Annotated in this window: 16 protein-coding genes; 10 read left to right on the plus strand and 6 right to left on the minus strand. The window is 42.8% G+C overall.

All coding sequences use genetic code 11. The features are described from left to right. The first annotated feature begins 645 nt into the window (after positions 1-645). Entirely contained in the window at positions 646-3,423 is a 2,778-nt protein-coding gene (locus BACFIN_RS01020) for a substrate-binding domain-containing protein (protein WP_007758013.1), read from the plus strand. A gap of 87 nt (positions 3,424-3,510) precedes the next feature. Here BACFIN_RS01020 and BACFIN_RS01015 read toward each other — a convergent pair whose 3' ends face one another. Beyond that, entirely contained in the window at positions 3,511-4,809 is a 1,299-nt protein-coding gene (locus tag BACFIN_RS01015) for an LruC domain-containing protein (RefSeq protein WP_007758014.1), read from the minus strand. A gap of 175 nt (positions 4,810-4,984) precedes the next feature. Between BACFIN_RS01015 and BACFIN_RS01010 the strand changes: the two genes are divergently transcribed. The 4 genes from BACFIN_RS01010 to BACFIN_RS00995 all read left to right on the plus strand — a co-directional run bounded on the left by BACFIN_RS01010 (position 4,985) and on the right by BACFIN_RS00995 (position 8,595). After that, positions 4,985-5,323, plus strand: a complete 339-nt coding sequence (locus tag BACFIN_RS01010; RefSeq protein ID WP_007758015.1) for an MGMT family protein — start codon at positions 4,985-4,987, stop codon at positions 5,321-5,323. A 294-nt stretch (positions 5,324-5,617) separates the two neighbouring features. Beyond that, complete coding sequence (locus BACFIN_RS01005; protein WP_007758016.1) at positions 5,618-6,844, plus strand: quaternary amine ABC transporter ATP-binding protein; 1,227 nt, start codon at positions 5,618-5,620, stop codon at positions 6,842-6,844. After that, positions 6,841-7,668: an ABC transporter permease gene (locus BACFIN_RS01000; RefSeq protein ID WP_007758017.1), complete on the plus strand. Its 828-nt coding sequence runs from the start codon at positions 6,841-6,843 to the stop codon at positions 7,666-7,668. The genes BACFIN_RS01005 and BACFIN_RS01000 overlap by 4 nt, the downstream gene beginning before the upstream one ends. A 48-nt stretch (positions 7,669-7,716) precedes the next feature. Then, positions 7,717-8,595: a glycine betaine ABC transporter substrate-binding protein gene (locus tag BACFIN_RS00995; protein WP_007758023.1), complete on the plus strand. Its 879-nt coding sequence runs from the start codon at positions 7,717-7,719 to the stop codon at positions 8,593-8,595. 104 nt (positions 8,596-8,699) lie between these two features. Here the strand turns inward: BACFIN_RS00995 and nifJ are convergent, their stop codons facing one another. After that, positions 8,700-12,248 carry a pyruvate:ferredoxin (flavodoxin) oxidoreductase gene (gene nifJ, locus BACFIN_RS00990; RefSeq protein WP_007758026.1) on the minus strand — a complete coding sequence of 1,183 codons (3,549 nt, stop codon included), beginning with the start codon at positions 12,246-12,248 and terminating at the stop codon, positions 8,700-8,702. A 32-nt stretch (positions 12,249-12,280) separates the two neighbouring features. Next, a complete protein-coding gene (locus BACFIN_RS00985; RefSeq protein WP_007758028.1) occupies positions 12,281-13,459 on the minus strand; it encodes an ATP-binding protein in 1,179 nt (392 codons plus the stop codon). Between the two features lie 163 nt (positions 13,460-13,622). Here BACFIN_RS00985 and BACFIN_RS00980 point away from each other — a divergent pair, with 163 nt between their 5' ends. Then, a complete protein-coding gene (locus tag BACFIN_RS00980) occupies positions 13,623-14,828 on the plus strand; it encodes a hypothetical protein (RefSeq protein ID WP_007758032.1) in 1,206 nt (401 codons plus the stop codon). A gap of 37 nt (positions 14,829-14,865) precedes the next feature. Here BACFIN_RS00980 and BACFIN_RS00975 read toward each other — a convergent pair whose 3' ends face one another. After that, positions 14,866-16,317 carry a glycoside hydrolase family 10 protein gene (locus tag BACFIN_RS00975; protein ID WP_007758033.1) on the minus strand — a complete coding sequence of 484 codons (1,452 nt, stop codon included), beginning with the start codon at positions 16,315-16,317 and terminating at the stop codon, positions 14,866-14,868. Positions 16,318-16,425: 108 nt separating this feature from the next. Between BACFIN_RS00975 and BACFIN_RS00970 the strand changes: the two genes are divergently transcribed. From BACFIN_RS00970 to BACFIN_RS00960, 3 genes are read left to right on the plus strand one after another with little or no spacing between them, the layout of a single operon-like run. Continuing rightward, positions 16,426-17,856: a carbon starvation CstA family protein gene (locus tag BACFIN_RS00970; RefSeq protein ID WP_007758034.1), complete on the plus strand. Its 1,431-nt coding sequence runs from the start codon at positions 16,426-16,428 to the stop codon at positions 17,854-17,856. Next, entirely contained in the window at positions 17,853-18,083 is a 231-nt protein-coding gene (locus BACFIN_RS00965) for a hypothetical protein (RefSeq protein WP_007758035.1), read from the plus strand. The genes BACFIN_RS00970 and BACFIN_RS00965 overlap by 4 nt, the downstream gene beginning before the upstream one ends. Positions 18,084-18,087: 4 nt before the next feature. Next, positions 18,088-18,573, plus strand: coding sequence for an outer membrane beta-barrel protein (locus tag BACFIN_RS00960; RefSeq protein ID WP_007758039.1), 486 nt, complete (start codon positions 18,088-18,090; stop codon positions 18,571-18,573). A 481-nt stretch (positions 18,574-19,054) separates the two neighbouring features. On the opposite strand, the gene uvrA is transcribed toward BACFIN_RS00960, so the two are convergent. Next, on the minus strand, positions 19,055-21,826 hold the full coding sequence (gene uvrA, locus BACFIN_RS00955; RefSeq protein WP_007758042.1) for an excinuclease ABC subunit UvrA: 2,772 nt from the start codon (positions 21,824-21,826) through the stop codon (positions 19,055-19,057). Between the two features lie 16 nt (positions 21,827-21,842). Here uvrA and BACFIN_RS00950 point away from each other — a divergent pair, with 16 nt between their 5' ends. Further along, positions 21,843-23,429: a glycoside hydrolase family 10 protein gene (locus tag BACFIN_RS00950; RefSeq protein WP_007758044.1), complete on the plus strand. Its 1,587-nt coding sequence runs from the start codon at positions 21,843-21,845 to the stop codon at positions 23,427-23,429. Here BACFIN_RS00950 and BACFIN_RS00945 read toward each other — a convergent pair. Then, the gene (locus tag BACFIN_RS00945; protein ID WP_007758052.1) at positions 23,426-23,974 is read right to left on the minus strand and encodes a chromate transporter; all 549 of its coding nucleotides are present in this window, start codon (positions 23,972-23,974) and stop codon (positions 23,426-23,428) included. The two genes, BACFIN_RS00950 and BACFIN_RS00945, sit on opposite strands and share 4 nt — an antisense overlap. Between the last annotated feature and the right edge of the window lie 45 nt (positions 23,975-24,019).

Consider the following 24,019-nt stretch of genomic DNA (forward strand, 5'->3'; position numbering starts at 1 on the left):
GCATTTGTCGGGCCAGTTCCGAGAAAGGGAATAGAGAATGGAGTCGACCTAATTCACTCGTTGCAAAACTTTGACGATATTTTTTAAGCATATCGAACTCAGTAAAACCTAAACAAGGTTCGATTTCTGAGATTTTTTGTATCTTTACCATGTGTTTTTATTTTAGATTACCCCCGTTTTGGCCGTCAAACCGTTTTTTGGGGGGAATGCTTAAAGATACAAAAAAGGCAACTAATTCGCAATGAAGTAGTTGCCTTAAATTTTATTATTTTAGGAATATCCCTACATAAGAGGTATGGGTATAAAAAAAGGAGCAACGCCTTGCTCCAACCTTTGTTAACCTTAAATCTAATACTATGAAAAACACAGTGCAAAGATACGGACTTCTGTGAAACTAGCAAATAATCCAAATAAAAAAAGATGTTTTATAACATTGATTAAGTGTTTGTCTAACTCTTTATACTTTTATTAATGAAATCTGACTTTGTTGTGACACTGTTTGCGGGTAGAAGGAGGCTTGTTAATAAAGCAGATTTGAGGCTTTTTACTTTCTGTTTTTAAGAGAAAACCATTATCTTTATCCCGATATATGACAAATAGATAGTATGGTAAAAGATATAATCTACGAAAAAAATACACAATACTATGGGATATTTACGTTGGATAGTGATCTTGTTTTGTTTTCTCGGAATGGTAGCCTGCCATCAAGATGTGCCGCATTTCCGTATTGGTGTGGCTCAATGTAGTGATGATTCTTGGCGGCACAAAATGAATGATGAGATTCTTCGTGAAGCCATGTTTTACGATGGGGTGGCGGTTGAAATCCGGTCGGCTGGAGATGATAACCGCAAGCAGGCGGAAGATGTCCGTTATTTTATGGATAAAGGAGTTGATTTACTTATTATCTCAGCCAACGAGGCGGCTCCGATGACTCCCGTCGTGGAAGAAGCCTATCAGAAAGGAATCCCTGTCATTTTGATAGATCGGAAGATTCTATCTGATAAATATACTGCATATATCGGTGCCGATAATTATGAAATAGGCCGTGCGGTTGGAAATTATATTGCATCAAGCTTGCAGGGAAAAGGGAATGTGGTGGAGCTTACAGGGCTGGGGGGGGCGACCCCTGCGATGGAGCGTCATCAGGGATTTATGGCAGCCATCAGTAATTTCCCGGATATAAAGCTGATTGATAAAGCGGATGCGGCATGGGAGAGTGGTCCGGCTGAAGTGGAGATGGATAGTATGCTCTGTCGTCATCCGAAAATCGATGCGGTGTATGCACATAATGACCGCATAGCTCCGGGAGCTTATCGGGCTGCCAAGAAAGTAGGTAGGGAGAAAGAAATGCTCTTTGTAGGTATTGATGCTTTGCCGGGTAAAGGAAACGGATTGGAACTTGTGCTTGACAGTGTGCTGAATGCTACTTTTATTTATCCTACAAATGGTGATAAGGTAATGCAGTTGGCTATGAATATTCTTGAAAAAAAGCCTTATCCTAGAGAAACCGTAATGAATACGGCCGTCGTAGACCACACGAATGCTCATGTCATGAAACTCCAGACTACGCATATATCTGAATTGGATCAGAAAATCGAAACATTGAACGGACGTATCGGAGGGTATTTGTCACGTGTTGCTACCCAACAGGTTGTCATGTATGGTGGTCTGGTTATCCTTTTGTTGGTGGCAGGTTTGTTATTAGTAGTATATAAATCTCTTCGCTCCAAGAATCGCTTGAACAGAGAACTTTCCGAACAGAAGAAACAGTTAGAGGAACAGCGTGACAAACTGGAAGGGCAACGTGATAAATTGGAAGAACAGAGGGATCAGCTTATACAGCTTTCTCATCAATTGGAAGAAGCGACTCATGCTAAATTGGTTTTCTTTACGAATATTTCTCATGATTTCCGTACTCCACTGACATTAGTTGCCGATCCGGTGGAGCATTTATTGGCTGATAAAACGTTGAATGGAGACCAGCATCGGATGTTGATGTTGATTCAGCGGAATGTGAATATCCTTTTGCGTCTGGTCAATCAAATTTTGGATTTTCGAAAGTATGAGAATGGTATGATGGAATATACACCTGTTCCTGTAGATATTCTTTCTTCTTTTGAGGGGTGGAATGAGTCGTTTCTTGCAGCAGCGCGAAAGAAACATATTCATTTCTCTTTTGATAAGATGGCGGATACGGATTATCATACATTGGCGGACGTGGAAAAATTGGAACGCATTTATTTTAATCTTCTTTCTAATGCTTTCAAGTTTACTCCGGAAAATGGAAAGGTGACCGTTCGTCTGTCTCCTTTGACAAAAGAGGATGGGCGTTGGATTCGTTTTACTGTTGCTAACACCGGTTCTATGATCTCTGTGGAACACATTCGGAATATTTTCGACCGTTTTTACAGAATAGATATGCATCATGCAGGTTCGGGGATTGGCTTGGCACTTGTGAAAGCTTTTGTCGAATTGCATAAAGGAACTATTTCTGTAGAAAGTGATGAAAAACAAGGAACAATCTTTACGGTTGATTTACCGATGCAGACTTGTGAGGTAACCGTTTCGGTGGATAGCCCATTGTCTTCTTCCATTGGGGCTTCGGTCTCTTCTGCGTTAAACAATGCTCAAGTAGCTGAGGAAGAGGAACCTGAAAAAGATTATGATTCTTCCAAACCTTCCGTTCTTGTCATTGACGATAATGCAGATATCCGTTCATATGTATATAGTTTGCTTCATACCGATTATACTGTTATTGAGGCTGTAGATGGTTCGGATGGGATTCGTAAAGCTATGAAATATGTTCCGGATTTGATTATTTCTGATGTGATGATGCCGGGGATTGATGGTATTGAGTGCTGTCGTAGGTTAAAAAGCGAGTTGCAGACATGTCATATTCCTGTTATTCTGTTGACTGCCTGTTCTTTGGATGAACAACGGATTCAAGGATATGACGGTGGTGCTGATTCATATATTTCCAAACCTTTTAGTTCACAACTGTTGTTGGCTCGTGTCCGTAATTTGATTGATTCGCATCGTCGCTTGAAGCAGTTCTTTGGCGACAGACATACGTTGGCGAAAGAGGATGTTTGTGATATGGATAAGAACTTTGTGGAGAAATTCAAGTCTTTACTTGACGCAAAGCTGGGGGATTCTAATCTGAATGTGGAGGATTTAGGAAAAGATATGGGACTGAGCCGTGTACAACTTTATCGTAAGATAAAGTCTCTTACTAATTACTCTCCTAATGAGTTGCTTCGGATTGCTCGTCTGAAGAAAGCGGCTTCTCTACTTGCCTCATCGGATATGACAGTGGCAGAGATTGGTTATGAAGTAGGTTTCAGTTCTCCTTCTTATTTTACAAAATGTTATAAGGAACAGTTTGGAGAGAGTCCGACGGACTTCTTAAAAAGAAGAGGATAATAAGATTGCAATTGGTATGATTATAATAAATCCCGATAAGGTATATTTAATACTTTACCGGGATTTAGGTATGGGATAGGAAAAGAATTAGTTATAGATCAACAGACTCTTATCTGCATTACCTTGACCGTACCAATTTTGTTCATTTTTACCGCTGCTTGTTGCCCATTTCCAGAATCCGGGATAAGCTTTCAAGAAGTTGGCTTTTTCAACTGCGTGGGCTACATTACCCGGTACTCTCAATCCCCAAATCAGACGTTCTTTGCTAAAGTAGTAGTTGTCGTCTTCTTCATCTCCGTCGGATTCATATACAGGAAGTAAATTAGAATCTTTGAATGGATATTTGTAACCAACTGGCTCAATGCCATTCATGTGTATTTCTGTTCCATCATCATTACGTTTTAAGTATAAATCAAATTTATCATCCTCCAATATTTCTTCTACCTCTTTGGCAACATTGAGATCAATTGTAATAATGATTTCCGGTAAATCATTGGTTGATACTAAAGCTCCTCTTTCAGTATTAAAATACTGACTTTCACCTTTTGGAAGGTTTTTGATTAATTCGCTGCAATCAATGATAAGATAATTCTTTTTATTATCAACGTATTTAACCTCGAGTGGCTTTCTTGTTTTAGCATTTATCATTTCAACTTCAGCTTCGTGCTTTTTTATTTCTTTGAGTTTTAAATAAGGAGAATATGGGAATATTCCGCCAACAGCTTTTAAGCGTAAGCCGATAACAATCTGCTTACTTTTATAATCATTTCCTTTTTGTTTTCCGACTTCAAATTGTACCTTGTAATTTACTACAAAGTCATTGAAGTCATAATCTCCCAATGATGGAAATTGATCTTCAAACATAATTGTTCCCCAACCATTCTTAGGATGATATATTACTCCTTCCCATTTGTCGTAATCAATGTCATCTTCTATGTCATGTCCACGTGTAACTGCCCGAGATGTGGTATTGTTATTATCATTGATGGATAATGAGAAACTGCCATCAGGGTTGATTGGCATTGTTGCTTTGATCATAGCACCTGAACCATTTTTATATTGAGCATACAATGTTTTTGCATATGTAGGAATACTTAATGGTAGGCTTGAAGTTTCTGCGTATACAGGGATAGTTGCTAGTTTTTCTTCTTCACTGCATGCTTCATCCAAAAAGAATGAAACTATTGTAGGAGTAGGGATTGTAGATGACACCGTTGTCTCACTTACTTGAGTTAATTTCCATTGGAAATCCGCAGGTATATCCAAGTCTTTCATTTGGAGTTCCTTTTCAGGCTGTTTGCTTTCATCATAAAGATTCTTCTCACAGGAACTGAAAGCTAAGGTTCCTAACAAACAAGAAGCAAATAGAACAGTCTTCTTTTTCATAATGATGTTGCTTGTCTCGTTAATAATAAAACTACTTTTATGCCACAAAGGTCATAATAATTTATATATAAAGCAAGTAAAGTTGCATATATTGTTTGTTGTATCTTAATAATTTGCAAATATTCGTCTTTTTACCTAGCTTTGAGGAAGAAAAATAAGTAAAAGAGAAGGTTTAATGAAGGATTATAAAGTAGACAAGGCAAAGTTTTCTGCGTCTTTTTGTCAAGAGGTGCATCAGGTTGTTTGTGATATTCCGGTAGGAAAGGTTTCTACTTATGGAGAGATTGCCACATTATTAGGAATGCCTCAATGTTCCCGTATGGTAGGACGCGCTTTGAAACAAGTACCGGAGGGTATATCTGTTCCTTGCCATCGAGTAGTCAATGCATCGGGGCGTCTTGTACCTGGCTGGACAGAGCAAAAGCAACTCTTGCTGAAAGAAGGGATTTCTTTCAAACAAAATGGATGCGTAGACTTGAAAAAACATCTTTGGAATTACTCTGCTTCTGAATAAAATTTGCATTTTTAATCTATTTCCCTTATCTTTGTGCCAACAATATGCAAGAACAGACTGTTATTTATTTATGAAAATACTGTTTTTTACTGTTCATTGAGAGGATAATCTTATCAAATTCTATTCCTTTTAAACTACTCAGTCTGTTTTTTAATCATTTAAAAAACTCATTGGATCGTCATGTTACCATGTGACATGACTGAACCATGCGAACATTCAACTTGTTTATCGTAAGTGAGAATGAGGAACGCGGCAGTTGAAAAACAAATATTATAATCTAAACCAATATATTATATGAGTAAAATAGAAATAAAGGATTTGTACCTTATCTTTGGTCATGAGAAGCAGAAAGCACTCAAGATGCTGAAAAAAGATAAGAGTAAAGCGGAAATTCTGAAAGATACCGGTTGTACGGTAGGAGTGAAAGATGCCAATCTTTCAATAAATGAAGGGGAGTTTTTTGTGATAATGGGGCTCTCGGGAAGTGGAAAATCGACATTACTGCGTTGTATTAATCGTTTGATACGTCCTACTGCCGGACAAGTCCTTGTAAATGGAGTCGATATATCTAAAATATCCGAAAAAGAACTATTGCAGGTTCGCCGGAAAGAGCTGGCAATGGTTTTCCAGAATTTCGGTCTGTTGCCTCACCGTTCCGTATTGAGCAATATCGCATTCGGCCTTGAACTTCAGGGAGTGAAGAAGGGAGAGCGTGAAAAGAAAGCGATGGAAAGTATGAAGCTTGTCGGACTGAAAGGATATGAGAATCAGATGGTAGGTGAACTTTCCGGTGGAATGCAACAGCGTGTCGGATTGGCACGTGCCTTGGCCAATAATCCCGAAGTACTTTTAATGGATGAGGCTTTCTCTGCTCTCGATCCTCTGATTCGCGTACAGATGCAGGATGAGCTACTGGCCCTACAATCGAAGATGAAAAAGACAATTGTCTTTATTACTCATGATTTGAGTGAAGCAATTAAACTAGGTGACCGTATTGCGATTATGAAAGACGGAGAAGTGGTGCAGGTAGGTACTTCGGAGGAAATCCTGACCGAACCGGCTAACGATTATGTAGCCCGTTTTGTTGAAAACGTGGATAGGAGCAAAATTATTACCGCTTCTTCTTTAATGATTGACAAACCGTTGGTGGCTCGTCTGAAGAAAGAAGGCCCCGAAGTTTTGATTCGTAAGATGCGTGCAAAGAATATAACCGTATTACCTGTAATAGATGCCGACGATAAACTGGTCGGGGAAGTGCGCCTGAACGATTTGCTTAAATTACGTAGCAGGCAGGAAAAATCCATTGAAACAGTTGTGCGTACAGAAGTACATTCTGTGTTGGAGGATACAGTGTTGGAGGATATGCTTCCTTTAATGACAAAGAGCAATTCACCGGTATGGGTGATAGATGAGACACGCGAGTTTTTGGGGACAATCCCACTTTCATCTTTAATCATTGAAGTGACCGGAAAAGATAAAGAAGAAATAAACGAAATAATTCAAAACGCAATAGATTTATGATAAATATAGGACAATATATAGAGGTGGCCATCAATTGGACGATGGTACATTTTTCCACTTTCTTTGATGCCGTGAATGCAGGCATCGGTAGTTTTATTATAGGATTCCAGCACATACTTTTCGGAATACCTTTTTATATAACCATTTTGATACTTGCTGCACTTGCATGGATGAAAGCAGGGCGTGGTACGGCAATTTTCACTGCATTAGGATTATTATTGATCTATGGAATGGGATTTTGGGAAGCTACAATGCAAACCCTAGCTCTCGTTTTATCATCTACCTGTCTGGCTCTAATTGTTGGTGTACCTTTGGGGGTATGGACGGCAAACAGTCCGCGTGCAGAGAAAATACTCCGTCCTGTTCTCGACTTGATGCAGACGATGCCTGCTTTTGTTTATCTGATTCCTGCCGTTTTGTTTTTCGGATTGGGAGCAGTGCCTGGAGTGTTTGCCACCATTATCTTTGCTATGCCTCCTGTAGTCCGCCTTACCGGATTGGGAATCCGACAGGTTCCTAAAAATGTAGTGGAAGCTTCTCGTTCGTTTGGAGCTACCCGTTGGCAACTGCTATATAAAGTACAGCTTCCTTTGGCACTGCCCACCATCCTGACCGGTGTAAACCAGACAATAATGATGTCACTTTCTATGGTTGTAATCGCTGCAATGATTGCTGCCGGTGGTTTGGGGGAAATTGTATTGAAAGGTATCACCCAGATGAAGATCGGACTTGGATTTGAAGGTGGTATAGCGGTAGTTATTTTAGCTATCATCTTAGACCGTATCACACAAGGAATGGCAGGAAGAAAAAATAAGAAGGGTTAAAATTGCAAGAACTAAAATAAGAAAGACAGAAAACAGAAAGGAATAAAAATGAGAATATATAAATTAGTAGGAATCGTACTGACTGCTCTGCTTTTGCTGGCTTCCTGTGCAGATTCCGACCCAGATAAGAAAAAAGTAAAAATAGCCTATGCCAATTGGTTGGAAGGAATAGCCATGAGCCATTTGGCAAAAGTGGTACTGGAAGAACAAGGATACGAGGTTGAACTACAGAATGCTGATCTTGCCCCTATTTTCGTATCCATATCTGGAAAGAATTCAGATGTCTTTCTAGATGCCTGGTTACCGATAACGATGAAAGATTATATGGATCAGTACGGTGATAGCATCGAATTTTTAGGAGAAGTATATGGAGAAGCACGCGTCGGGCTAGCCGTGCCTCAATATGTTGCCATTAATTCCATTGATGAACTGGCTGCCAATAAAGATCGGTTTTCTTCTGAGATAGTGGGAATTGATGCCGGAGCAGGTATTATGAAGACTACGGACAAGGCCATCTCAACTTACGGTTTTGACGGCTATACCCTCATGACTTCAAGTAGCTCAACCATGTTGGCATCTTTGAAAAAAGCGATGGATAGGGGAGAATGGATTGTCATTACAGGTTGGACACCGCATTGGATGTTCGATCAGTTTGACCTGAAATTCCTGGATGATCCGAAAAAAGTATATGGAGATCTGGAAGAAATACATGCCATTGCCTGGAAAGGTTTCAGTAAAAAAGATCCGTTTGCCGCTGAATTTTTCGCTAATATCAAATTAACGACAGAAGAACTTAGCTCTTTTATGACAGCTATGAAAGACGCTCGAATGGATGAAGAAGAGATTGCACGCAAATGGCGGGATGAACATCGGCAGTTGGTGGATAGCTGGATACCGAAGTCTGACAACTTCGAAATTAGTTCATAACCGGTATTATAAAAATCGGTCTTATATAAAACTGGCTTGGACATAAAAAAGGGAGTCATGCGGTTGAGCAGACTCCCTTTTTATATTTATTTGAGTATGATTAATTATTCAGCACCCCAGTTCTCTTTAGCCAAACGTTTGTAGCTGTTGTAACGCCATTTAGCGTTTGCTTCAGCAGCTTTAAACAGTTCTTCTGCTTCGTTAGGATATTGTTTCATTACAGAAGCATAACGAACCTCACCCTTCAAGAAACCTTGGAAGTCTTCCCAATTCGGTTCTTTGCTATCCAATTGGAACGGATTCTTGCCTTCTTCTTCCAAAGCAGGGTTGTAACGCCACAAGTGCCAGTAACCGCACTTAACAGCCTTTTCTTCTTCTTCCTGACTCTTACCCATACCAGCTTTCAGACCGTGGTTGATACACGGAGCATAAGCGATAATCAAAGATGGTCCCGGATATGCTTCTGCTTCACGGATAGCTTTCAGAGTCTGAGCTTGGTCAGCACCCATCGCAATCTGAGCAACATATACATAACCGTACGTAGTAGCCATCAGACCGAGGTCTTTCTTACGTACGCGCTTACCTGCAGCAGCAAACTTAGCGATAGCGCCTACCGGAGTAGCCTTAGAAGACTGACCACCAGTGTTGGAGTAAACTTCAGTATCCAGAACGAGGATGTTAACGTCCTTACCGGAAGCGATTACATGGTCAAGACCACCGTAACCGATATCGTAAGAAGCACCGTCACCACCGATAATCCATTGGCTGCGTTTTACAAGATATTGTTGCAGTTCAGCGATTTGCTTGCAGTGATTGCATTTATCCTTGTTAGCTTCAACCATCGGGATGATCTTAGCTGCCAATTCCTTAGTCTTGTCTGCATCTAACATATTGTTGATCCATTCAGCGAACAATTCTTTAGCTTCAGCAGGAGTACAGTCAGCAGCAATAGCTTCGTTCATTACTTTCACGATACGTGCACGCATCTTTTCGTTTGCCAATTCCATACCCAGACCGAATTCGCAGAAGTCTTCGAACAGTGAGTTAGCCCAAGCAGGACCGTGTCCGTTTTCGTTCTTTGTATAAGGTGTAGAAGGAACAGAACCGGAATAGATAGAAGAACATCCGGTAGCGTTAGCAACCATTTCACGGTCACCGAACAATTGAGAAATCAATTTTACGTACGGAGTTTCACCACAACCGGAGCAAGCACCTGAGAACTCAAACAACGGAGTAGCGAACTGAGAGTTCTTCACGTTGGCTTTGATGTCAACAAGATGTTGTTTAGTCTTCACGTTGTCAACGCAATAAGTCCAGTTTTCAGCTTCAGCCAACTGACTTTCAAGGTGTTTCATTGTCAATGCCTTGCCACCCTTCTTCGGATTACCCGGACAGATGTCAGCACAGTTACCGCAACCCAGACAGTCGAGAACGTCAACCTGAATACGGAATGTCATACCGTCGAATACTTTACCTACGGCTTTCAGTTGTTCGAACTTAGCACCCTTCTGTTCTTCAGCATCGAGTACGAACGGACGGATAGAAGCGTGAGGACAAACATATGCACACTTATTACACTGTATACAGTTTTCAGGATTCCATTCTGGAACGAATGCAGCTACACCACGTTTTTCATATTTAGCAGTACCTTGATACCAAGTACCGTCTTCGATACCCTTGAATGCAGATACTGGCAACAAGTCACCGTCTTGTGCATTGATCGGACGAACTACTTCGTTGATGAATGCAGGATCGTTGTTTTCAACTTTAGCGTCATCCGGCAGGTTAGCCCAAGCAGGATCAACAGTCAAAGTCTTGTATTCACCACCGCGGTCAACGGCAGCATAGTTCTTGTTAACAACGTCTTCACCCTTCTTGCCGTAAGACTTAACGATGAATTTCTTCATCTGTTCAACAGCTTGTTCAACAGGAATAACGCCTGTGATACGGAAGAATGCAGATTGAAGGATAGTGTTGGTACGGTTACCCAAACCAATTTCCAATGCAATCTGAGTTGCGTTGATATAGTATACGGAAATATTGTTCTGTGCGAAATATTTCTTCACCTTGTTAGGCAGATTCTTAGCCAGTTCTTCACCTTCCCAGATAGTGTTCAGCAAGAAAGAACCGTTCTTACGCAAACCGCGAGTTACGTCGTACATGTGCAGGTAAGCCTGAACGTGACAAGCAACGAAGTTCGGAGTGTTAACCAAATAAGTGGAACGGATCGGAGTATCACCGAAACGCAAGTGAGAACAAGTGAAACCACCTGACTTCTTAGAGTCGTATGAGAAGTAAGCCTGACAGTGTTTGTCAGTGTTATCACCGATAATTTTCACAGAGTTCTTGTTAGCACCTACCGTACCGTCAGCACCCAGACCGTAGAATTTAGCTTCGAACATACCTTCACCGCCCAATGCGATTTCTTCTTCTTGCGGAAGAGAAGTGAAAGTAACGTCATCTACGATACCGATAGTGAAGTGGTTCTTCGGCATTGGCATAGCCAAGTTTTTGAATACTGCGATGATCTGTGCAGGAGTAGTATCTTTTGACCCCAGACCGTAGCGACCGCCAACGATAACAGGAGCATTTTCAACACCATAGAAGCAATCTTTAACGTCAAGATAAAGAGGTTCACCGTTAGCACCCGGTTCTTTTGTACGGTCAAGAACTGCGATAGTCTTAGCAGTCTTAGGTACAGCAGCCAAGAAGTGTTTAGCAGAGAACGGACGATACAAGTGTACGGCAACCAAACCTACTTTCTCACCGTTTGCTACCAAGTAGTCGATAGCTTCGCGGGCAGCTTCTGTTACAGAACCCATAGCGATAATTACGCGTTCTGCATCTTCAGCACCGTAGTAGTCGAACAAACCATATTTGCGGCCTGTAATCTTAGAAATTTCATTCATGTATTCTTCTACGATAGCAGGAACTGCTTCATAGTAGTTGTTGCATGATTCACGATGTTGGAAGAAGTGGTCAGGGTTTTCAGCCATACCACGAGCAACCGGATTCATCGGATTCAGTGCACGGGCACGGAATTCAGCCAAAGCTTCCTGGTCGATCAGCGGAGCCAAGTCCTCATTTTCCAACATTTCGATCTTCTGGATTTCGTGAGAAGTACGGAAACCATCGAAGAAGTTCATGAACGGAACGCGTGATTTGATAGTAGCCAAGTGGGCAACACCGGCCAAATCCATAACTTCCTGTACGGAACCTTCAGCCAACATAGCGAAGCCAGTCTGACGAGCTGACATTACGTCTTGGTGGTCACCGAAGATACACAATGCGTGAGAAGCCAATGTACGAGCAGATACATGGAATACGCAAGGCAAGAACTCACCGGCAATTTTGTACATATTAGGGATCATCAGGAGAAGACCCTGAGAAGCAGTGTAAGTAGTAGTCAACGCACCAGCCTGGAGAGAACCGTGAACTGCACCGGCGGCACCGCCTTCAGATTGCATTTCCTGTACCAATACTGTTTCGCCGAAGATATTTTTACGTCCTGCGGCAGCCCATTCGTCTACGTACTCAGCCATAGTCGAAGAAGGAGTGATGGGGTAGATAGCAGCTACTTCAGAGAACATATACGAGATATGTGCTGCAGCCTGGTTACCATCACAAGTGATGAATTTCTTCTGTTTAGTCATAACTAAATTAAATATTTAAGTAAATAAATCTTTTAATATAAAAAGCCGAACATCCAGAGAGGTATCTGATTGCCCCGACCTATTTCTGCCTTATGCAACGCATACGTCGCATTCGGGTTATTCTTAATCTTTGCACCTTCCAGGCAAATCTTGAACGGCATCACTTCGTCTACGATAAAAGAGAAATTCTTGTCTCCTTTGTGTATCTTATGGTCCTTCCATAAAGAGTTTGCAAAGAAAGTGTCCAATACATCCTGTTCTTCTACTTTCACCGGGTAGATGGAATACATCAAGTTGGAGTTGTGCATCATTATCTTCGAAGGTTTTTTCGGAAATTCTTCCCCTTTCGGATAAACCAGATTAATGAGTCGTGCGTCCGCCAGATACTTGATGTAATTCATCACCGTAGCGCGGGATGTTTGTATGTCGCTTGCCAACTGGCTGACATTTGGAGCCTTCGGTCCGTCGACAGCGAGCAAATATAGTAATTTTTTTATCTTTGAAAGATATTTCAGTTCTATTTGTTTGAGAAGTAGGATATCCACTTCCACCATCATGTTCATTGTCTTTAGCAGATTCTCCGAAAAGTTGCGCTTTTCGAGGAAGAACGGATAGAATCCGTGATGTAGGTAATCCTGAAAATAATCCAACGGACGTACCTTGGAAAGCACTCCTTTGGCAATCTGTTCATGCGTGCTTAGAATCTCTTCGAGGCTGTAAGCCCGAAACTTCATACCGGTCTGCAAGTTCAAAAATTCACGGAAAGAAAATCCGCGCAGGTTGTAGCTTTTTGCAATATCGCGCAATTCAAGGTTTTCTTCCTTCAGCCGCATCACGGACGAACCGGTAAAGACTATCTTCAGATTGGGAAAGCGGTCGTAACACATACGTAACTCCTTGCTCCATTCCGGGTGCTTGAACACTTGGTCGATGAGTAGTACTTTTCCACCGCGTTTTTGAAATTCGTTGGCAAAGTCCACAATGCTGTGTCCCGAGAAGTAGAAGTTGTTCATGTTGATGAACAGACAAGAGCGGTCGGTCCCGAATTTCTCTTTTGCGTATTGGAGCAGGAAAGTGGTTTTTCCTACGCCACGTGTCCCTTTGATACCAATCAAGCGGTCGCTCCAATCAATCTCATCCATAAGGTCACGGCGAACGGGGGCATTGGTGTGCTCAACAAGGTAGGCGTGTGTGCGATAGAATGCTTCCATTTCTGTTCTTAGTTTTACGGGTGGCAAATATAGTGCTTTTTTTAAGATTTGCAAAGTAGAGATGGCAAAATTGTGCTTTTAACTCTAACTTTCTTCTTATTATTAGGTATTGCTGACTATTTCCTGTATATATTTGCAGAATAAAGTTTTGAATTCGTTTGAGATGGCTAAAAAGACTCTTTATCTATTCAACCCGGAACATGACTTGGCGTTGGCTAGCGGTGAAATCAATTATATGCCACCGGCCTCCGCCCGGCAGATGGCGACCGAGCTGGCCTTGCTGCCGGTGTGGTATGCCGAAGAGGGGAGTGCGGTATTGGCTCCTTCCGCTTATAATCTTGACTATCTGAAAAGGATGCAGCAATTGTTGGGACTTTCGGTACATCTGATGACAGAACCGGAACTTGCTTCCGAACGAAACCTGGATATCCGTCCTTGGGGATGGGACATCGCCGTAAGAAAACGTCTCTTGGACTTAGGAATAGAGAAACACGCATTACCTTCTATTGAACAATTAAATAAATTACGTTCTTGTTCACACCGTTCCTGTGCAGTAGAGTTGTTGCCTCATCTGCAATTGGACAATTATTTTTGCGGTGAATCCTTCTACCTGACACTTCCCGAAGAATGGAAATCATTTGTTGAATCGCATGATACCTGTCTGCTGAAAGCACCTCTTTCGGGTAGCGGTAAGGGATTGAACTGGTGTAAAGGCATTTATACGCCTTCAATTTCCGGTTGGTGTTTGCGTATCGGAAGTCAGCAGGGTGGCGTAATCGGTGAACCTATATATAATAAGGTAGAAGACTTTGCTATGGAATTTCATTCTTCAGGTGACGGACGGTTCAATTTCATCGGATACTCTCAATTTCGTACGGGTGGGAGTGGAGCGTATGAGGGTAATCGGTTGATTTCAAATGCTGCGATTGAACGGAATCTTTCGGAATATGTCCCCGTTGGGGAGCTTGATAAATTGCGTAATTGTCTTGAACGGGAATTATCTCTTCGCTTTGGAAGTGTTTACAATGGCTATTTGGGAGTTGATATGATGATTTGCCGCTTCCCGGAATCTCCGGCTTATCGTATTCATCCTTGTGTGGAAATAAACTTACGGATGAATATGGGAGTAGTAGCGCGTCACTTGTATGACCGTTATATATGTCCTTTCTCAACAGGGATTTTTCAGATAGACTATGCCCCTTCGGATGGAGCAGCATGGAACGCACACACAGCAATGGCAGAGACTTATCCATTGAAAATGGAGCAGGGAAGAATCTGCTCTGGTTATTTGCCATTAGTGCCGGTTTATAAAAAAAGTAAGTATCGTGCGTGGATTCTTGTGTCAGAAAGTGTACATTGTGTAATATGAAACGGTAGCCGTTATTCCGTTTCTTATACAAAGTCTTTTACTTTTGCACCGCTCTACTTTCATTTCCGTAACGGTCAATGGCCGTAACAGCAAAATGTTTTTTTGCATTCCAGGGTAGGATAGGAGCATAGATATAACTTGTCTCCCGAATACCTTGTGCAACAATGTTTTCCGGTCGATTAATGTCTACCGGAAAATCATTCGATGCATAAATGATATACATTGGCTTATTGCGTGCATCATTGTCGGTGGCAGCCTGCCACTTTAATTCCGTATAGCCACTGTCAATATCGGTTACTGTCAATTCGGACGGGGCCGTAGGCGGAACACTATCTAGCCAAGGCATGGGAGGCTGTAAAGCAGGATAAGCATAAAAGTTTTCGACCAACTCATCATAGATACCCTGTGTGTTCTCCATAAGATATTTCACCCGGTAATGTCCCTCGCCTGCCATCTTATGATTGCGGATGAAGTTTATCTGGCGGTCTATCTCGTCACGCGTCCATTTCCCTTCATCGGGATGGAGGAAGTAAATGCCCAAGCCCGGAATCACCTGCCGTCCGTTACTTTGTTCTTGCCAATCGAGGGCAAAAGGATAAAAATTATTTCCCTGGAAATACATCATCGGATAAATCTGATCCATAACACCTTCTCCCATCCATCCTTGCGGATCTTGGTAAACGGTAAAGAAAGCATTCCAACCACGCGAAGGATAACGAGAAGTATCCCGATATTTGCCAACGGGGCTGGTACTTACTTTTACCCAAGGTTTTATTGCTTTTACACCTTTATATATATAACGTACAATCTCGGAAATATTATCCCGGCGCCATTGGTCGAGCGTACGTCCTTTGCCATATTTGCGGAAATCATATTTATCCGGGAAAAAAGGTGCATTCTCTGGATAACGTAAATAGTCGAAATGTACGCCGTCCACATCATAACCGCTTACGACTTCGCGTACCAGTTTCATCAAATACTCTTTCGTTGCCGGATGTCCCGGATTGAGGAAATATTCACTTTTGTAAGGGACGCAGATTTCTTTCATCCGCTTGGTGACGGACCTACTTCCGAGTGAAGTAACATGTTTCTTGTTTCCCAGCGGAACGGTTACCATCCACGCATGACATTCCATTCCCCGCTTATGACATTCCTCAATGGCGAAAGCCAGTGGATCATAGCCGGGATTTCCTCCTGTCTTTCCGGTCAGGATTGAATTGAACGGTTCAATTGCTGAAGTATATAGTACGTCTCCTCGTGTACGGGTTTGGAATAAAACAGTATTGAAATTAGCCGCTTTCAATTTATCAAGGATATCTGTCAATTCTTCTTTCTGTTTGCGGATTGTCTGCGGAGTCGTTGCACGTGTGCGAGGCCAGTCCAAACCGTATACAGCCGTTACCCATGCTGCACGAACTTCGTGCTTGGGCTGCGCACTTGTCGGGAGGAAAGGAAACAAAAGTGAAAGAATGAAAATAAATAGGCGCATATCCTTTGTTTTTTGTTTTAAATCTCTGCAAAGTTAGTAAAAGTGTCGGTATTGTTGGGCTGTTTCATGAGATTATGTTACATTTGCCAAGTTAAAAAGCGACACACTATGATTACATTTACTCTATGCCTGCTTGTGTTGATAGTAGGCTATTTTACGTACGGACGCCTCATGGAACGCGTCTTTGGTCCTGATGACCGTAAAACACCGGCACTTACTAAGGCTGATGGAGTAGACTATATTCCATTGCCCACTTGGAAGATTTTCATGATTCAATTTCTTAATATTGCGGGACTAGGTCCAATTTTCGGTGCAATCATGGGAGCGAAGTTCGGAACTTCTTCTTATTTGTGGATTGTGCTGGGGAGTATCTTTGCGGGTGCTGTCCATGATTATTTTGCCGGAATGCTTTCTTTGCGCAATGGTGGTGAAAGCTTGCCCGAAATCATAGGCCGTTATTTAGGGATTACTACGAAGCAGGTAATGAGAGGATTCACCGTTATTTTGATGATTCTGGTCGGTGCGGTTTTTGTGGCCGGTCCTGCCGGACTGCTGGCGAAACTTACACCGGAACATTTGGATACTACGTTTTGGATTGTCGTTGTGTTTGCTTACTATATTCTGGCGACTTTGCTTCCGGTAGATAAGATTATCGGTAAAATTTATCCTCTGTTCGCAGTCGCACTGCTGTTTATGGCGGTAGGAATTTTAGTAATGCTTTATGTCAATCATCCCGTTTTACCGGAGCTGTGGGATGGTTTGCAAAATACAAATCCCGAAGCAAGCAAACTCCCTATTTTCCCGATTATGTTTGTGAGTATTGCTTGTGGCGCGATTTCCGGTTTTCATGCTACTCAAAGTCCTTTGATGGCGCGTTGTATGACTTCGGAACGTCACGGTCGTCCGGTGTTCTATGGGGCGATGATTACTGAAGGTATCGTTGCTCTTATCTGGGCTGCTGCGGCTACTTACTTTTTCCATAAGAATGGGATGGAAGAAAGTAATGCTTCTGTTATTGTAGACGCCATCACGAAGGAGTGGTTGGGAACAATCGGAGGGATACTTGCCATTCTGGGAGTGATTGCAGCTCCGATTACGTCGGGAGATACGGCTTTCCGTTCGGCACGTCTGATTGTGGCGGATTTCTTGGGAATGGAACAAAAAAGTATGCGTCGCCGTTTATACATTTGTATCCCTATGTTTGTGGTAGCTATCGGTCTGCTCCTGTACAGTTTGCGTGATGCCAACGGGTTTAATATGATATGGCGTTATTTTGCTTGGGCTAACCAGACATTAGCTGTGTTCACTTTGTGGGCTATAACGGTATTTCTGGCTGTGTCCAAGAAACCTTACATCATCACTTTGATACCGGCACTGTTTATGACAAGTGTATGTTCTACTTATATATGTATTGCTCCCGAAGGGTTAGGACTTTCATCTGTGGTTTCTTACAGCGTTGGCATAGCGTGTGTAGTGATTGCGGTTGTATGGTTCTATGCTTGGCTGGGTAAACAGAAAACAAGAAAATTATCAGAATGAGGAAAATAAAGAGATCAACAGGAGTTGCGTTAGCATTCCTTATTTATGTATCAGTAACTGCGGCTTATTTGTTGCCACGTAATACGGAAGTCAGCCAGACAGAGAAAATCCTGACAGTGGCAGGTTCTTATGTCATTGTCTTTCTCCTTTGGCTGGTGCTTCGTAAAAAGGAGCAAATGCGTGAACGCCGTAAAAAAGACGAACAATCTATTCACTTTAAAAAGTAAGTTTATGAAGAAATTAGCTTTAGCTTTTTGCCTATTGGCAGTCTCGTTTACTGCACAGGCTCAATTTGAAAAAGGTACTATGATTCTTAATCCTTCCGTCACAGGATTGGACTTTTCGTATAGCAAGAATGACGATGCGAAGTTTGGCTTGGGAGCACAGGTCGGTACATTCTTGGCGGATGGTTTTGCGCTGATGGTCAATGCGGGAGCAGACTGGTCGCAGCCTAAAGATACGTATACTCTTGGTACCGGAGTTCGTTGTTATTTCAATACTACAGGCATTTATATCGGTGGTGGTCTTGATTGGGAACGTATCCGTCTGAAAGGTGGTGAGCATAATAACGATTGGGGGGTAGGTATTGAAGCCGGATATGCTTATTTCCTTTCCCGGACGGTGACTATCGAACCTGCCGTTTATTACAAATGGCGTTTTGATGACTCCGACAACTCACGTTTCGGCATCAAGGTAGGATTCGGATTCTACTTTTAAAGATAATCTTCGTCACCTATCATCGTATGTGTGAATCCAATTGCCCATCGGTGTTTCAACCATGATAGCGAGTATGAGGGTAGGCATGAGAGTAACTTTTTACTATCATACTGCTTCCATAAAGCATAGTTTCACTATTGGTTTCAAACTGGAATACAATTAGTTTCAGGCAGTAGAAACTTTAGTTTCAAGCCGAAGAAACTCTGGTTTCAAGCAAGGGAAACTAAAGTTTCAAGCCGTTGAAACTAAAGTTCCAACGGTCGAAACACTAGTTCTCGCTGTTGGAAACTGTAAAGCATTGTGGTGTAAAGCATAAAGTGTGTGGGTATTGTATCTCTGCGTGACGGTATGATTGCCGTCACAGTGTTGTCACTTGCTGTTGTCACGTCATTATCATTTAATAATCAGATTATTAAGTGATAATCTGTGACAGGTGACAGCAAATCTTTCTTTTAATTTATTGTAGAGGAGACCGAATTCGTTAACTGAGCTTTTCTTTCAAGAACTGTCCCGTATAGCTGGCTCCACAAGCGGCTACCTCTTCGGGAGTCCCTACTGCTACGATATTTCCTCCCTTATCACCGCCCTCAGGGCCGAGATCAATTACATAATCAGCACATTTGATGACATCCATGTTGTGTTCGATGATTACAATACTATGTCCGCGACGAATCAGTGCGTCAAAGGCGTCCAATAGTTTCCGGATATCATGGAAATGTAGGCCTGTAGTCGGTTCGTCAAAGATAAACAGGGTAGGGTCCGCTTTTTCCTGGCTTAGATAGAAAGCCAGTTTCACGCGTTGGTTCTCACCGCCGGAAAGAGTGGATGAGGACTGTCCCAATTTGATATATCCCAATCCGACATCCTGTAATGGAAGTAACTTCTTTACTATTTTCTTCTGTCCGTGTTCGTTGAAAAACTCAATAGCTTGGTTCACGGTCATCTCCAATACATCATAGATACTTTTATCATGGAACTTCACTTCCAGCGTGTCGGACTTGAAACGTTTTCCGTGACAGGATTCGCATTCCAACACTAAGTCTGCCATAAATTGCATTTCCACAGTGATGGTTCCATCCCCCTTGCACTCTTCGCAACGGCCCCCCTCACTATTGAAACTGAAGAATCCGGCTGTGTAGCCCATTTGTTTGGCTAGCGGCTGCTCGGCCCAGAGCTTGCGGATTTCATCGTAAGCCTTGATATAAGTCACGGGGTTGGAACGGGAGGATTTGCCGATCGGATTCTGATCTACAAACTCTACATTCCGCAGGTCGCGCAAACTGCCCCCGATAGATGAGAACTCTCCCGGACGGTCACTGCATTCATCTAATTCACGTTTCAGTGCCCGATAGAAAATATCCCGGACGAGCGTACTCTTACCGGAACCGGAAACTCCGGTGACTACCGTCATCACATTGAGCGGGAAACGTACGTTTACACCTTTCAGGTTATTCTCGCGTGCTCCTTTCAACTCGATGTAGTTATTCCACGGACGGCGGTGTGCGGGGACTGGGATTTCTTCTTCTCCCAAGAGGTAGCGTACCGTGTGGCTGTTGCTTCTTTTCTTTAGGTCTTTCATATCCCCTTGATAAACGACTTCGCCCCCCAAACGCCCGGCATTAGGACCGATGTCGATAATGTAGTCTGCGGTACGGATGATTTCTTCATCATGTTCGACGACCACTACCGTATTGCCTAACTGTTGTAGCTGGCGCAGTACATAAATCAAACGGCCGGTGTCACGACTGTGTAATCCTATACTTGGCTCGTCGAGGATATAAAGGCTGCCTACCAGACTGCTGCCCAATGAAGTTGCCAGGTTGATGCGCTGGCTTTCTCCTCCCGATAAAGAGTTGCTGAGACGATTCAAGGTAAGATATCCCAACCCTACGTCAATAAGAAAACGGATGCGGCTGTTGATTTCGACAAGGATTCGTCGTGCCACATTGCTGTCGTGCTCGCTAAGTTTTAAGTTATCAAAGAATTGCTTGAGTTCAGTGATGGGCAAATCCACCAATTCGGAAATGTTCTTTCCGCCTACCCGTACATAACCGGCTTCGGGCTTCAGGCGTGTGCCGTGACATTGCGGACAGAGCGTCTTGCCGCGATAACGTGCAAGCATTACCCGATATTGTATTTTGTACTGGTTTTCTTCCAGCATTTTGAAGAAATCATTAATGCCATGAAAGTATTGGTTACCTTCCCAGAGTATCCGGCGTTGCTCGTCCGTCAACTCATAATAAGGTGTGAAAATCGGAAAATCAAACTTATCCGCATTATGAATCAGTTCTTCTTTCCATTCGCCCATTTTCTCACCGCGCCAGCATACGATAGCTCCCTCATAAACTGATAAAGAGCGATCAGGCACGACCAAATGCTCGTCAATGCCGATGACTTTTCCGAATCCTTCGCAGGTGGGGCAAGCACCGATAGGAGAGTTGAATGAGAACATTTGGTCGTTCGGCTCTTCAAAAGTGATGCCGTCTGCTTCGAATTTAGTACTGAAAGTATGTAGTTTCGTAGTTCCGTCTGCCGGATAAAAACGTAGCAGACAAGTTCCGTCGCCTTCGTACATCGCTGTTTCGGCAGAGTCTGTCAGTCGGCTGATGGAGTCTTTGCTATTGCCTACTGTCATGCGGTCTACCAGCAGATAAACTTCGTCACCTGCCACAGGGGTATATTCATCTATACGTTTCATCTCACCGTTCACTTCGATACGGTTGAATCCCTGTTTCAGGTCTATTTCCAATTGTTGTTGCAAGGTGCGGTCCTCACGCAGACGGATGGGTGTCAATACGGTGTATCTCGTCCCTTCCGGATACGTAAGCATACAGTTGACGATATCTTCTGTCGAATGTTTCTTCACCTCTTGTCCGCTAATGGGACTGAATGTCTTTCCTACGCGTGAATAGAGCAAGCGAAGATATTCGTAAATCTCGGTCGAAGTACCTACCGTAGAGCGTGGGTTGCGGCTGTTCACTTTCTGTTCGATGGCAATGGCGGGTGGGATGCCTTTGATAAAGTCGCATTCCGGTTTGCTCATTCGTCCCAAGAACTGACGGGCATAGCTGCTCAGGCTTTCCACATAGCGGCGTTGCCCCTCTGCATAGAGAGTGTCAAAAGCGAGGGAAGATTTACCGGAACCCGATAATCCGGTGATTACAACAAGTTTGTTGCGGGGTATATCTACATCGATGTTTTTAAGGTTGTTGACTCGTGCACCTTTGATCGAAATATAGTTGTTTTCTGACATAAAATACTCCTTTTTTATGGTAGTCGGCAAAGTTAGCGAATTTATCGGGAGTTTGTATTATCTTTGCGTCACATTATTACGATTTAAGAATATTATGAAGCTGAAAAACTATCTTTTACTTTTCGCTCTTCTTCTGGTGGTAGGAGTGAGGGCACAAGTGCCATCCGGCAATAAATATCCCAAACGTGAATTTCGTGGAGCGTGGATACAAGCTGTCAACGGGCAGTTCAAAGGTATTCCTACCGGGAAGCTGAAACAAACGTTGATTGATCAATTGAATTCTCTTCAAGGGGCAGGTATCAATGCTATTATTTTCCAGGTGCGTCCCGAAGCGGATGCGTTGTATGCTTCGCAGCATGAACCGTGGAGCCGTTTCCTGACAGGGACGCAGGGGCAGATACCTTCTCCTATGTGGGACCCGATGCAATTTATGATTGAAGAGTGCCGGAAACGGAATATGGAGTTTCATGCCTGGATCAATCCTTACCGGGTGAAGACTTCGCTGAAAAATCAGTTGGCGCCGGAACATATTTATCATCAACATCCGGAATGGTTTGTTACGTATGGCGATCAGCTGTATTTCGATCCGGCACTTCCTGAAAGTCGGGACTATATTTGTAAAATCGTGACCGATATCGTGTCCCGTTATGATGTGGATGCTATCCATATGGACGATTATTTCTATCCTTATCCCGTGAAAGGAATGGACTTTCCGGATGATGCGAGCTTTGCCCGTTATGGCGGTGGTTTTACGAATAAGGCCGATTGGCGTCGTAGTAATGTCAATGTGCTGATTAAAAAGCTTCATGAGACAATCCGTGCCGTAAAGCCGTGGGTGAAGTTTGGTATCAGTCCTTTCGGCATTTACCGTAATCAGAAGAGTGATCCGTTGGGCAGTGATACCAATGGTTTGCAGAATTATGATGACCTGTATGCCGATGTGTTGCTTTGGGCGCGTGAAGGATGGATTGATTATAATATTCCACAGATTTATTGGGAAATAGGGCATAAGGCTGCCGACTATGAGACTTTAGTGAAATGGTGGGCTACGCATTCGGAGAACCGTCCGTTATTTATCGGTCAGTCGGTATCGAATACGATCCAACATGCTGATCCAAAGAATCCTTCCATCAATCAGCTCCCGCGAAAAATGGCCTTACAACGTGCTTATCAGACGATTGGCGGCAGTTGTCAATGGTATGCTTCAGCCGTTGTTGAAAATCAAGGCCGATACCGTGATGCTTTAGTGAGCGAGTATCATAAATATCCAGCTTTGATTCCCGTCTTCGATTTTATGGACAATAAGGCTCCGGGCAAAGTACGCAAAATGAAGAAGGTGTGGACAGAAGACGGCTATGTTCTTTTCTGGACTGCCCCGAAAGCGGAAACGGAAATGGATAAAGCGGTGCGGTATGTGGTTTACCGCTTTAGCGGAAAAGAGAAGGTGAACCTTGACGATCCTTCTCATATTGTAGCTATCACCAGTAATCCTTTCTACAGACTTCCATACGAGACGGGAAAAACAAAACATCGCTATGTGGTAACGGCTTTGGACCGTCTTCATAATGAATCGAAGTCCGTAAGTAAAAAGGTAAAGCTTTAATAGAGCAGCAATCCTGCAATACCGCAAGCGATAATCATCAGAATCGGATTGGCCTTATATTTTCTCGTTCCGATAAAAGCAATCAGGAAGATGATGATACTGATAACAAATGTATAGGTATCTTTTGTAGGTGAGCCAAAGTTCTCTACATTCATTAATACCAATGCGGCAGAGGCCAGCAGTCCTACGACTGCTGGCCGTAGTCCGTTGAAGATTGATTCCACTACTGGATGTTTCTGATATTTCAGAAAAAATCTGCTGATAGTCAGCATTAAGATAAAGGAGGGAAGGACTACGGCGAAGGTTGCAATGATAGAACCCCAGATACTGCCTGTAGAAGTGAATCCCACATAAGTAGCGGCGTTAATTCCGATAGGTCCCGGTGTCATTTGGCTGATCGCGACAATATCTGTGAATTCTTGCGAACTTACCCATCCATAACGGGTAACGACTTCCCCTTGAATCATGGAAAGCATTGCATATCCTCCTCCGAAACCGAAGAGTCCGATCTTGAAAAACGTATAAAACAACTGAATATATATCATCTCTTTTTATTTAGAACAAATAATAAATAGTACATAGTACTGGCC

Origin of the sequence: Bacteroides finegoldii DSM 17565 (assembly GCF_000156195.1) — a bacterium.
GTDB classification, from domain to species: Bacteria; Bacteroidota; Bacteroidia; order Bacteroidales; family Bacteroidaceae; genus Bacteroides; species Bacteroides finegoldii.